The following is a 12,511-nucleotide window of genomic DNA, read 5'->3' on the forward strand; positions in this document are numbered from 1 at the left end:
CGTCGACTCAGTCCGCTCCTTGATGGCGGGGGGCGTACCGGCCAGGCGCAAGCAGGTCATGGGGGTCGAGCGCCTGACGTAGCCGAGACACCACGTCCGCGCCTGAGGGTTGTCGCGCCAGATGTGCGGCCTGGCTTTGGACATGCAGCCGATACGGATAGAACCCCTGAGCTCGACCGCTCTCGATCAAATGCTCCAGGCTGGTGCTGGCCGCTGCTGAGGCGGCGCTGTCTTGCCGGTCGAAGAGCAGGGGCACGGTACTGTCGAACAGGCGGTCGCCCTGGCTGGTTAGCGTGATCAGCGGCTCCAGCCCCAAGGCGGGAAGTTCCTTGCGAGCGAAGTTGACGAACCGCCTGACATCGGTCGCGCGCATCGGGATCAGCGGTGCGTACCAGAGCAGACCGCATCCATCCCGGGCTGGGTTTCGGCCCGCGGCGGGCTGAGGCAGGCGGGCGCGCCAATACGTCAGCGGCAGGGCGGTCTCGTTTGGGCGACCCTGCACGAGATACAGGGAGGCATTCAGTGTGGCTGCGGTGCGGCCCAGCCGCGCGCCGATGGATCCGGGTAGCCGACCAGCCAGCGCGGACAACCAACCGGCCTGCCGCGGTGACAGAAAAAGCAGCCTGCTGGCGACGCCCTTGAGCGCCTTGCGAATCTCCCGCTGAGCAGCCTGCACCATGCGCGGCCGGCCGTAGAGGGTTGCAAAGCCGGTCCAAGGGGCGATTTGGTAGGCGCGGCCGAGTTGCTCAACCAGGGCTGGCGGCATCAGCCCGGTGGCGTCCAGTTGGTTGGTGGCGGGGTAGGGTGCTGTCATCGCCAGCACCCGGTGTCGATTCATGAGGTTGATGCCGCCGAGCGTGCCAGGCAGGTCGGCCAGGAGTCGGTGCACCCGGTCGACGGCGGCTTCCAGTAGCGCGTCGTCTGCCAAGCTGAACAGGCACACCTTCGTGCATTCCGGCCGGGGCGCCAGCGCGATGCTGGCGCGGGTGACGATGCCGAAGCCGCTCTGCGTGAAGAGGCCATCCATGTAGGGGCCAATGCCCCACTTGAACAGTCGTGCCAGCTCATCCCCGCCGGTCTCACGCAACGCGCTGCGGTAAATACTACCGTCAGCCAGCACTGCCTCGAGCTCGGTGACTGCGCCGAAGTGATCGACATGCGGTGTGACGCCGTAGCCGCGCTCCAGTGCGTTGGCGAGCAGGCTGCAACTCGGACCGGCCCCCGTCACAGGGACCATGTAGTCGTGGCCGTTGCGATCCAGGTATTCGGCCAGCATCCCCTGCGTGACACCTGGCTCTACGGTCACCACGCCCAGCTCCGCATCGAAATCCAGGATGGCGCACAACTCGCCGAGATCGATCAGCGCCACCCCTGCTGCCGTGGGCAGGGCGCTCCCGTAGCCCCAGTTGTGGCCGGTACTGATGGGATGTACAGGTTGGCGATGCTGCACGGCGATGCGCATCAGTTCCGGCAATTGCTTGGCATCGGCGACGCGCAGAACGACCAGCGGCGCCGACTGGCAACCGCTGGTGTCCTGTCGGTAGCGCTCCGGGATTGCGGGCCCCACCAGCACCCGCTCAGTTCCCAGCTGACCCCGCCAGGCGTCGATGGCAGCTTGCTGAGGCGTGAGCATGTGAGCGTCCTGTGATGAGCGCGGGCGGAATTGCCGCGGCTTTTTCGGTGAACATTGTCATTCAGTCGAGGGGGTCGCGATGCAGTCGCGCGACTGGGCTATGGCATCATGTCCTGCTAACTTGCGCCCGCCTGACTTCGAAGCCCGCTGGCGCGTGGCGGAGGCCGGCCGTCATGGCCAGAAAAAACACTATGGAGTTGCCCGTGAAGCGCTTTGTTCCGTCTGTCGTCCGAGTCCTGTCTGCCCGCATGTCGATCCTGGCACCCGCACGCTTGCTGGCGTTGTGCGGCACGGCGCTGGTGCTGGCGGGGTGCGCGTCGATGGGGTCGGGCAACCTGGCGCCCGCGCCGGCCACGGTGGCTTCCGACGACTACAGCTATGTCATCGGCGCAGGCGACAACCTGAACATCATGGTCTGGCGCAATCCGGAGCTGTCGATGGCCGTGCCAGTGCGTCCCGACGGCAAGATCGCCGCGCCGCTGGTCGACGAAATGATGGTGCAGGGCAAGACCTCGGTGCAGGTGGCACGAGAGGTCGAGAAAGCACTCGGCAAATACGTGCGCGATCCGGTCGTCACGGTCATCGTCACGGGCTTCGTTGGTCCCTACAGCGAGCAGATCCGTGTCGTCGGCGAAGCGGCCAAGCCGCAGTTCCTGCCTTACAAGCAAAAGATGACGGTGCTTGACGTCATGATCGCCGTGGGTGGCCTGACTGATTTCGCGGCCGGCAACAGCGCAACCATCCTGCGCACGGCAGAGGGCAACAAGCAATATTCAGTGCGCCTGAAGGACCTGATCAAGCGTGGCGACGTGTCGGCCAACGTCGAGATGCGCCCGGGCGACATCCTGATCATTCCGCAAAGCTTGTTCTAAATCGGACGGGCTTGCGGCGTTGAGCCGGGCCTTTCCTGCAGATCGAAATAACAGAGACAGTTCCCGATGGAAATGCTGATTGTCCAGCTGCTGATCATCGTCCGGCGGATGTGGAAATACCGTTGGATTGGTCTGGTCGTGGCCTGGGTGACCGGCCTGGTCGGCGCCGTGGTGGTGTTTGCGCTGCCAGACCGCTACGAGGCCAGCGCCCGCATCTATGTGGACACGCAATCCATCCTGAAGCCACTGATGTCCGGCTTGGCAGTCCAGCCCAACGTGGAGCAACAGGTCACGATGCTGAGCCGCACGCTGATCAGCCGCCCCAATGTCGAGAAACTGGTCCGCATGGCCGACCTGGACCTGAAGAACCAATCCAAGGCGCAGCAGGAAGCCACCATCGAGTCGGTGACCAGCAGCCTGTCCATCCAGAGCAGCGGCCGCGACAACCTCTACATCCTTGGCTATCGGGACAGCGATCCCGAGACGGCCAAGCGTGTCGTGCAGTCGCTGGTGTCGATCTTCGTGGAGTCCAGCCTTGGTGCGACGCGCAAGGACACCTCGACGGCGACAACCTTCATCAATGAGCAGATCAAGACCTACGAGACCAAGCTGGAAGAGTCCGAGACGCGGCTGAAGGAGTTCCGGCTCAAGAATCTTTCCAACATGTCTGGCGATGGCAAGGACTCGGCAACCCGCATCGCCGAAATCAGCGGCCAACTGGAGCGTGCGCGCCTTGAGTACCGCGAGGCCATGAACGCACGCGATGCGGCAAAGGCGCAGTTGGAGGCCGAGAAAGCGCGCAATGGCGCGCCGACGACGACCCAGAGCCTGATCCAGGAGTCGGCGGCCAACATCAGCACGCCAGAGCTGGATGCCCGCCTGGCCGAGTACCGTCGCAACCTCGACGCGCTGCTGCAGCGCTACACCGAGCAGCATCCCGACATCATCACGACGCGCAAGCTCATCAAGGACCTTGAAGAGCAGCGCAAGCGCGAGATGGCCGAATTGCGCAAGGCGGCGATGAACATGCCGACCGTCTCGGCGGGTCAGTCAGGGGGCAACCCGGCTGTCCAGGAAATGGTTCGCATCCTGGCGACGACCGAGGTGCAGGTAGCCTCGTTGCGCGCCCGGGTCGACGAATATTCGGGCCGCTACACCCAGGCAATGGCGGCGCTGAAGACGGCACCCCAGGTCGAGGCCGAGGCCGCCCAGCTGAACCGCGACTACGCGATCCAGAAGAGAAACTACGAAGACCTCGTGCAACGGCGCGAGCAGGCCTCGATTTCGGGGGAACTGGACGTCGCCTCCGGCGTCGCCGATTTCCGTGTCATCGATCCGCCGCGGGCCAACCCCAAGCCGGTCGCACCGAACCGCCTGCTGCTGCTGGCCGGTGCGATGGCTGCTGCCCTGGGTATCGGGCTCTTCACGACCCTGGCGGCCAGCCATCTGCGGCCGGTCTTCCACGACGCGGACGATCTGCGCGCGCGCGTCGAATTGCCCATCCTGGGTGTCGTGACCCGGCTGGTCACCGATGCCGACCGGTCGCGCCAGCGCGTGGACCTGATTCGCTTCTCGGCCGGCGCCGGGGGCTTGCTGGTGATGTTTGCCGTCGCATTGACGGTCTTGGCCGTACAACTCAGCCGGCAGGTGGTTTGACATGACGAGCTTGATCGAACAGGCCGCCCAGCGGCTCGAGCAACTGCGGCAGGCCGGCGTGGTGCTGCCCGGCGATGAACAGGCCGCGCCGCCCGCCGCCGAACCTGTAGCACCTCCCATACCCGTAGCGGCCCCTGCAGCCCGGGCCTCGACGTCTGAGGCGCCGCGTCCCGTCGGCATCTCGGTGCTGGACGATGGCGACCACCCGTCGTCCAAGCGCGTTGAGCTGGACGTTGTCGCGTTGGCCGCGCAGGGTTTCCTGATGCCGCACACGCCGCGGTCGCAGACCGGTGACCAGTACCGCGTCATCAAGCGGCCGCTGATCAAAAACGCGATGGGCAAGGGTGCCGCGACCATCAATCATGCCAACCTGCTGATGGTGACCAGCGCGCTTGCGGGCGAGGGCAAGAGCTTCACGTCCATCAATCTCGCGCTCAGCATCGCCGCCGAACTCGACAACACGGTCATGCTGGTTGACGCCGACGTGGCCCGCCCCTCCGTGCTGCGCATGCTGGGCCTGCCGCAAGGCCCTGGTCTGCTTGACGTGCTGGAAGAGCGCGTTGACATGTCCGAGGTGCTGCTGCGCACCAACATCGAGAAGCTGACCATCCTGCCCAGCGGCACACCACACCCGCGCGCGACCGAGTTGCTCGCCAGCGACTCGATGAGCCATCTGCTCGATGACATGGCCAAGCGTTATCCGGACCGCATCATCATTTTCGACTCGCCGCCGCTACTGCTGACGACCGAGTCGCGCGTGCTGGCCTCCCACATGGGTCAGATCATCATCGTCGTCCACGCCGAGAAGACCGCGCAGAGCGCGGTCCAGCAGGCGCTTGCGGCCATCGAGAGCTGCCCGGTGAAGATGATGTTGCTCAACCAGGCCAGCCCGAATGCCGCCGGTGGCTATGGCTACGGCTATGGCTATGGCTACGGCTACGGATACGGCTACGGATATGGCAGCAATGACTCGGCGCAGAGCTGAGCCGTACTGCCTAGCGTTCGCACTCGCCGCCAGCGCGATGGCGGCGCACGGCCAGCAGGCCGCGTCCGGGGGCACGGTCGTCCAGCCGCGGCTGGCGGTGACGCAGACCTGGACCGACAACCTGCGGCTGGACGACCAGAACAAGGACGCTGCGCTGATCACGACGGTGTCGCCCGGCGTCAGCCTGGCGCGCAACGGCGGCAGCTGGCGTGGCAGCCTGGACTATTCGCTGAACGGCATCGCCTATGTGAAGACCGACCAGCCTTCGCGCGTGCAGAACGCCCTGTCGGCCAGCCTTCAGGCCGAACTGATCAGCAACACCTTGTACGTCGAGGCGCGAGCCAGCATCGGCCAGCAGAGCGCCTCGGCCTTCGGCACGCAGAGCGCGCCGACCTTGGGTTCACAGGGCGGCGGCGCCTCCAATCTCGCCAATGCCAACCAGCACGAGACCGGCACGCTGAGCGTGTCGCCATCCCTGCGCGGCGTGATAGGCGGATTGGCCACGTATGACTTGCGCGGCGACTTCACGCGCACCGAAGCGCGCGGCACCAGCCTCGGCGACAGCCACGGCACCGGGGCTTCGCTGCGGCTCAACCAATTGAATGCCGGCGTGCTGGGCTGGTGGCTGCAGGCGAGCACGCAGCGCGTCAAGACGGCCTCGTCCAACCGCAACGACTCGCTCAGGGTGGGGCTGAGTTACCGGCCCGACCCGGACTGGGGCTTCACGGTCAATGCTGGTCGCGAACGCAACGACTACCTGGGCTCCGGCTCGCAGAACGGTGCGACGTCTGGCGCCACTGCGGAATGGACGCCGACGCCGCGCACCCGCATTGGCGCAGACTGGCAGCGCCACAACTACGGCAACAGCCATGGCTTGACGCTCGAGCATCGCATGTCGCGCTCGGTTTGGCGTCTGGCCGATACGCAGAACGTCATGATCGGCAACACCGGCGCGGGTGGCGGTGTGCGCAGCAACTACGACCAGTTCTTCCTGTTGTTCACATCGCTGGAGCCGGACCCGATCAAGCGCGACACGCTGGTGCGCGCCTACCTGCAGTCGCAGGGGCTGTCTCCTGACGCGCCGGTGGCGGGCGGCTTCCTGTCGACGGGCCCAAGCCAGCTACGCAGCCAACTGCTCGGCGTCACGATGCAGGGTGTGCGCGGCACGCTGTCGGCGCAGGTCACCCGCGCCATCACAAGCCGATTGGGCAACAACCAGAACGGGGGCAGCCTCGCCAGCAGCGCCCGCATCGAACAGCGCTCGTATTCGCTGTCCGGCAGCCACCAGCTGACGCCACAGTCGGGCATTTCGCTGACGGCCTCGCGGCAGGAGACGGCGGGCGATCTCAGCACCCAGACCACGCAGCTGACAAGCCTGATTGCCAATTGGAACGCCCTGCTCGGGCCGCGGCTCAGCACGCAACTCGGGGCGCGCCACAGCCGCTTCGAAGGTGTCACGCCCTACACCGAGAATGCGGTCTACGCTAGCCTGACCCAACAGTTCTGACATGAAACGACCCGGGCTCCACCGACATGTATGAAGCCTTTTACGGCCTGAGCAGCAAGCCATTCCAGCTCAGCCCGGACCCGAACTTCTACTACGGCAGCAAGCAGCATCGCCGGGCCAAGGCGTATCTGGACTACGGTGTGCTGCGCAACGACGGCTTCATCGTCATCACTGGCGAGATCGGCGCCGGCAAGACGACGCTTCTGCGCGGCCTGCTGGACAGCCTGAACCGCAGCAACGTCGTCATCGGCAACGTCGTGACGACCCAGCTCGACGCCGAGGACACGCTGCGCATGGTGGGGGCCGCCTTCGGCGTGCGCGTGAAGGACGCGCCCAAGTCAGAGCTCTTGATGACGCTGGAGGCGTTCTTCGTCAACCAGGTCACGCAGGGCAAGCGCTGCCTGCTCATCGTCGACGAGGCGCAGAACCTGACACCGCGCGCGGTCGAGGAGCTGCGCATGCTGTCCAACTTCCAGTTCGCAAACCAGTCGCTGCTGCAGACCTTCCTCGTCGGCCAGCCCGAGTTCCGCGGCATCCTGCAAAGGCCCGAGATGGAGCAGTTCCGCCAGCGCGTCGCGGCGACCTGCCACATCGGCCCGCTGGACGAGGATGAGACCCAGCGCTACATGGAACACCGCCTGAAATGCGCGGGTTCCATCGGCAAGCCCACCTTCGACCACGACGCCTTCCCGGCCATCCACAAGGCCAGCAACGGCATCCCGCGCCGCATCAACCGGCTCTGTGACCGCCTGCTGCTGCTGGGCTTCATGCAGGGGCGCACGCACCTGACGCTGGCCGACGTGAAGGAGGTGCTGCGCGACATCGCCCAGGAGAGCGAGATCCCGCGCAACAGCGACGTCAGCCCGCTGGACAGCGTGCCGTCCCGGCTGCCCGACAGCCGGCCCGGCGCACTGGACGGTTCGCCGAGCGAGCCCGGCGCGCTGGACGTGAGCCGGCTGAAGATGAGCGTGGCTGAGGTCGAGGGCTTGTCCTCCGAAATCGCTGCGCTCAGCGCCGACCACCACACCGACCGCCTGCAGCGCCTGGAACGCAGCATGATGCGGTTGGAGCGCATCAACCTGCAGACGCTGGCGCTGCTGCAGAAGTTGGTCGACGCGGTCAAGCAGCATTGAATCGAGCGAGATCGTCATGCTGATGCCCACGCCCACCCCCGCCTTGCGCAATGCGATGAGCATTGACGTGGAGGACTACTTCCAGGTCTCGGCCTTCGCGCCCTATATCCGCCGCGAGGACTGGAACGGCCTGGAATGCCGCGTCGAACACAACATCGCGCGCATCCTGGCGCTGCTGGCCGACAAGCAGGTGAAGGCTACTTTCTTCACGCTGGGCTGGATCGCCGAGCGCTATCCGCAGCTGGTCAGGGCCATCGTGGCCGGCGGCCACGAGCTGGCCAGCCACGGCTATGGCCATGAACGCGCCAGCGACCTGAGCCCGGCGGCCTTCCTGGAAGACATCGCCAGCGCCAAGAAGCTGCTCGAAGACCTGGGCGGCGTGCCCGTCGTGGGCTACCGCGCGCCCAGCTTTTCCATCGGCAAGAGCAACCTCTGGGCCTTTGACGTGCTGCGCGACGCGGGCTACCGCTATTCCTCCAGCGTCTACCCCATCGCGCACGACCATTACGGCATGCCCGACTCGCCGCGCTTCGCCTATCCGGTGCGCGACGGCTTGCTGGAGATCCCGGTGACGACGCTGCGCATCGGCTCGCGCAACCTGCCCAGCAGCGGCGGTGGTTATTTCCGGCTGCTGCCCTATGCGCTGTCGCGCTGGATGATCCGCCGCGTCAACGAGACCGATGGCGAGCCGGCCGTCTTCTACTTCCACCCCTGGGAGATCGACACCGAGCAGCCGCGCGTGGCAGGCATCAATGCGAAAACTCGCTTTCGCCACTACGTCAACATCCCGCGCACCCACGGCCGCATCGCGCGGCTGCTGGAGGATTTCCGCTGGGGCCGGATGGACGAGATCTTCCTCGGGCGCGAAGCCAGCCCGCGCGCACCGGCACCCTCGCTGAGCCCCGCCTGATGAGCGCAGCCCTTCACATTGCGCGTCTTGCCGCGCAGGACAAGGCTGTGTCCGCGCGCTGGGACGCGTTCGTCTTCGCCCACCCGCAGGCCACCTTCTTCCACCGCAGCGGCTGGTTGCGCGTCATCGAGCGCGTCTTCGGCCACCGCGGCTTCTTTCTCTACGCTGAACGCGATGGCGTCATCGAGGGGGTGCTGCCGCTCGCCGAGGTCAAGAGCCGGCTGTTCGGCCACGCGGTCACCAGCCTGCCGTTTGCCGTTTACGGCGGCGTCGCTGCGCTGAACGACGAGGCCGCCGCGGCGCTGGAAGCCGAGGCCGAGAAGATCGCCCGAGGGCAGGGCGCCGAGCACCTCGAATACCGCAACCTCGGCGAGACGCGCCACGCTGACTGGCCGCGCCAGGACCTTTATGTGACCTTCCGCAAGGCCATCCTGCCCGACGAGGAGGCCAACATGCTGGCCATCCCGCGCAAGCAGCGGGCCATGGTGCGCAAGGGCATCAAGAACGAGTTGAAGGCCGAGATCGACGCCGGTGTCGAGCGCTTCTTTGACCTCTACGCGGACAACGTGCATCGCCACGGCACGCCGGCGATGCCCAAGAAATACTTTCAGGCGCTGCTTGACGAGTTCGGTGCCGACGCCGAAGTGCTGACCGTCACCGGGCCGGACGGCAAGCCCCTGTCCACCGTGCTGAGCTTCTACTTCCGCGACGAGGTGCTGCCCTACTACGCCGGCGATGACGAGGCCGCGCGCGACCTTGCCGCCAACGATTTCAAGTACTGGGAACTGATGCGCCGCGCCTGCGCGCGCGGGCTCAAGGTCTTCGACTACGGCCGCAGCAAGCAGGGCACCGGCCCCTATGCGTTCAAGAAGAACTGGGGTTTCGAACCCCAGCCGCTGAGCTACGAGTACCGGCTGTTCAAGCGCGACGCGATCCCCCAGAACAACCCGAACAATCCGAAGTACCAGCTGATGATCAAGGCCTGGCGCAAGCTGCCCATCGGCGTGGCGAACTGGCTCGGGCCCTTCATCGTCAAGAGCCTCGGGTGAAGATCCTCTACCTCGTCCACCGCCTGCCTTACCCGCCCAACAAGGGCGACAAGGTGCGCTCCTACCACCTGCTCAAGCATCTGGCGGCGCGGCACGAGGTCCATCTGGGCACCTTCCTTGACGACCCCGATGACGAAGTGCATCTGCCGCGCGTGCGCGAACTGTGTGCCAGCCTGCATGTCGCACGCCTGAACCCGCGCCTCGCCAAGCTGCTGAGCTTGCGCGGCCTGTTGAGTGGCGAAGCGCTGAGCCTGCCCTACTACCGGGATACAGGCCTGCAGGCCTGGGTGGACGAGACGGCCGCGCGTGTCGGCTTCGACGCCGTCGTCGTCTTCAGCGGTGTGATGGCCCAATACACGGGTGGCCTGCGCGGCGTGAAGACGCTGGTGGACTTCGTCGACGTCGATTCGGCCAAGTGGCGCGACTACGCGCCCGAGCATGCCTGGCCGATGTCCTGGCTGTACCGGCGCGAATTCGCCAAGCTGCTGGGCTTCGAGCAGCGCGTCGCGCGCGACGCCGCCTGCAGCTTCTTCGTCACCGACAACGAAGTGGGCTTGTTCCGCGAGCTGAGCCCCGGCCGGCCGCTGCGCCTCGCGGCCTTGGGCAACGGCGTCGACGCCGACTTCTTCACGCCCGACTCCGCGCGCGTCAGCCCGTTTGCAGCCGCTGAACTGCCGCTGGTCTTCACCGGCGCGATGGACTACTGGCCCAACGTCGACGCAGTGACCTGGTTCGCGAGTGACATCCTGCCGACGCTGCGCGAGCGCTTCCCGGCACTGCGCTTTCACATTGTCGGCCGCAGCCCGGCGCCGGCCGTGCAGGCGCTGGCCGCCGCCCACATCAACGTGACCGGCACGGTGCCCGACGTTCGGCCCTATCTGCAACATGCCGCCGCCGTCGTCGCGCCGCTGCGGCTGGCGCGCGGCATCCAGAACAAGGTGCTGGAGGCGATGGCCATGGCCCGTCCGGTCGTCGCGGCAGGCACCTGTGTGAAGGCGATCGCCGCCGATGCGCCGGCCGGTCTGCAAGCGGCGGATGACGTCGCCGGCTATGTCGAGCGACTCGGCGCGTGGCTCGCCGACCGCGCGGCAGCCGACGCGGCGGGCCGCAGCGCGCGTGACTTCGTGCTGGGCGCCTACAGCTGGGATGCGCATTTGACCGGCCTGGATCGGCATTTGGAGGCCGCGTGATGAAACTGCCCCAGCCCTGGCGGCTGCCTCTGCTCGGCCTGTTGCTGGCCTGGGCGTTGCTGGCGGTCCTGTATTACGACACCGGCGAGGCCATGGTGGTCATCTGGAACCGCTCGGAGACCTTCGCCCACGCCTGGGTGGTGCCGCCGATTTCGGCCTGGCTGGTGTGGCGCCGGCGTGCCGATCTGGCCGTGCTCGTGCCCCAGCCGTCGTTGCGTTGGCTGTGGCTGATGCCGCCGCTGGGCCTGCTGTGGCTGCTGGGCGACCTGGCGGCCGCCAATGCCGCGACGCAGTTCGCGCTGATGGGCATGATCGTCGCCGTGGTGCCCGCGCTGCTCGGCACCGAGGCCGCACGGCGCATCGCCTTCCCGCTCGGCTTCCTGTTCTTCGCCGTGCCCTTCGGCGACTTCCTGACGCCCTGGCTGATCGACCGCACCGCCGATTTCACGGTGGTCGCGTTGCGGGCGACCGGCATACCGGTGTTCCGCGAGGGCAACCAGTTCATCATCCCGTCCGGCTCCTGGTCGGTCGTGCAGGCCTGCAGCGGCATCCGCTATCTGATGGCGTCGGTCATGGTGGGCACGCTGTTCGCCTATCTGAACTACCGCAGCTATCGCAAGCGCTGGGCCTTTCTGGGCGTGGCCATCGTCACGCCGCTGATTGGCAACTGGCTGCGGGCCTACATGATCGTCATGCTGGGCCACCTGTCGGGCAACACGCTGGCCGTCGGTGTGGACCACATCATCTACGGCTGGGTGTTCTTCGGCATCATCATGCTGGCGATGTTCATGATCGGCGCGCGCTGGACCGATCCCGACGCCGATCCGCTGCCCGCCGTGCCCGGCCAGGCGCAACGGCCGGCGGCAACGCAGCGCCTTGCGACCGTGCTGATCGCGGTCTTGCTGCTGCTGGCCCTGCCGACAGGGCTGCGCATCCATGCCAGCGGTGCCGGTGCTCACGGCGCACCTCAACTGGCGGCGCCGCAACTGCCCGGGTGGGTTTGGAAGCCCGATCCGCTGAGCAGTTGGACCCCGAGCTTTCAAAATGCCGCGGCGAAGCTGCACGGGCATTACGAGCCGGTCGCGGGTGGACCGTCCGTCGGCCTGTACATCGGCTACTACCGGGATCAACGCTACGGCCGCCAGCTGGTCACGTCGGTCAACGAGCTGGTTCATGGCGAGGACTGGGTTCGCACGGTGTCCGGCTTGACGGCACTGGGCGGGCAGAGCTGGCGCACCGCCGAATTGCGCGGCCAGGCGCTGGCCGCGGTCAGCGGCGACGGCAGTAACGCGCCACGCCTGCGTGTCTGGCAAAGCTACTGGATCAACGGCAAGCCCTTTGTCAGCGACTGGCAAGCCAAGCTCTACGGCGCGTCGCTGAGCCTGTTCGGGCGCGGCGACGACGCGGCCGTCGTCTTTGTCTACGCCGACAAGGCGCAGGCCGGCGCGGACGATGCGCGGCTCAGAGAGTTTCTGGAACGGCACTGGGCCGCGTTGGACACCGCTTTGAGCGGGGTCCGTGATCGCGATTCCACGCACAAGCCGTGACAATCACAGCTCCCAAAAATCACAGCAAC

The 12,511-nt window shown here is 66.5% G+C and carries 10 protein-coding genes; 9 read left to right on the plus strand and 1 reads right to left on the minus strand.

What is annotated here, in order from left to right; all coding sequences use genetic code 11:
• Positions 1-7: 7 nt before the first annotated feature.
• Entirely contained in the window at positions 8-1,633 is a 1,626-nt protein-coding gene (locus AC1D29_RS03680; RefSeq protein ID WP_477894541.1) for an FAD-binding oxidoreductase, read from the minus strand.
• A 248-nt stretch (positions 1,634-1,881) separates the two neighbouring features.
• Between AC1D29_RS03680 and AC1D29_RS03685 the strand changes: the two genes are divergently transcribed.
• The 9 genes from AC1D29_RS03685 (at position 1,882) to xrtA (ending at position 12,482) form a co-directional block, all read left to right on the plus strand.
• A complete protein-coding gene (locus AC1D29_RS03685) occupies positions 1,882-2,505 on the plus strand; it encodes an XrtA/PEP-CTERM system exopolysaccharide export protein (protein ID WP_477894542.1) in 624 nt (207 codons plus the stop codon).
• 66 nt (positions 2,506-2,571) lie between these two features.
• Positions 2,572-4,161 (plus strand): XrtA system polysaccharide chain length determinant, encoded by a 1,590-nt coding sequence (locus tag AC1D29_RS03690; protein WP_477894543.1) that lies wholly within the window; start codon positions 2,572-2,574, stop codon positions 4,159-4,161.
• A gap of 1 nt (position 4,162) precedes the next feature.
• Positions 4,163-5,146 (plus strand): XrtA-associated tyrosine autokinase, encoded by a 984-nt coding sequence (locus AC1D29_RS03695; RefSeq protein ID WP_477894544.1) that lies wholly within the window; start codon positions 4,163-4,165, stop codon positions 5,144-5,146.
• Entirely contained in the window at positions 5,127-6,653 is a 1,527-nt protein-coding gene (locus AC1D29_RS03700; protein WP_477894545.1) for a TIGR03016 family PEP-CTERM system-associated outer membrane protein, read from the plus strand. Before AC1D29_RS03695 ends, AC1D29_RS03700 begins: the two co-directional genes overlap by 20 nt.
• 26 nt (positions 6,654-6,679) lie before the next feature.
• Positions 6,680-7,786 carry an XrtA/PEP-CTERM system-associated ATPase gene (locus AC1D29_RS03705; RefSeq protein ID WP_477894546.1) on the plus strand — a complete coding sequence of 369 codons (1,107 nt, stop codon included), beginning with the start codon at positions 6,680-6,682 and terminating at the stop codon, positions 7,784-7,786.
• A 22-nt stretch (positions 7,787-7,808) separates the two neighbouring features.
• Positions 7,809-8,696 carry an XrtA system polysaccharide deacetylase gene (locus AC1D29_RS03710; protein WP_477894547.1) on the plus strand — a complete coding sequence of 296 codons (888 nt, stop codon included), beginning with the start codon at positions 7,809-7,811 and terminating at the stop codon, positions 8,694-8,696.
• Complete coding sequence (locus AC1D29_RS03715) at positions 8,696-9,745, plus strand: FemAB family XrtA/PEP-CTERM system-associated protein (protein ID WP_477894548.1); 1,050 nt, start codon at positions 8,696-8,698, stop codon at positions 9,743-9,745. Before AC1D29_RS03710 ends, AC1D29_RS03715 begins: the two co-directional genes overlap by 1 nt.
• A complete protein-coding gene (locus AC1D29_RS03720; protein ID WP_477894549.1) occupies positions 9,742-10,935 on the plus strand; it encodes a TIGR03087 family PEP-CTERM/XrtA system glycosyltransferase in 1,194 nt (397 codons plus the stop codon). The genes AC1D29_RS03715 and AC1D29_RS03720 overlap by 4 nt, the downstream gene beginning before the upstream one ends.
• Positions 10,935-12,482, plus strand: a complete 1,548-nt coding sequence (xrtA, locus tag AC1D29_RS03725) for an exosortase A (protein ID WP_477894550.1) — start codon at positions 10,935-10,937, stop codon at positions 12,480-12,482. Before AC1D29_RS03720 ends, xrtA begins: the two co-directional genes overlap by 1 nt.
• Positions 12,483-12,511: the final 29 nt, after the last annotated feature.

This window comes from Roseateles sp. P1_C6 (genome assembly GCF_056406315.1).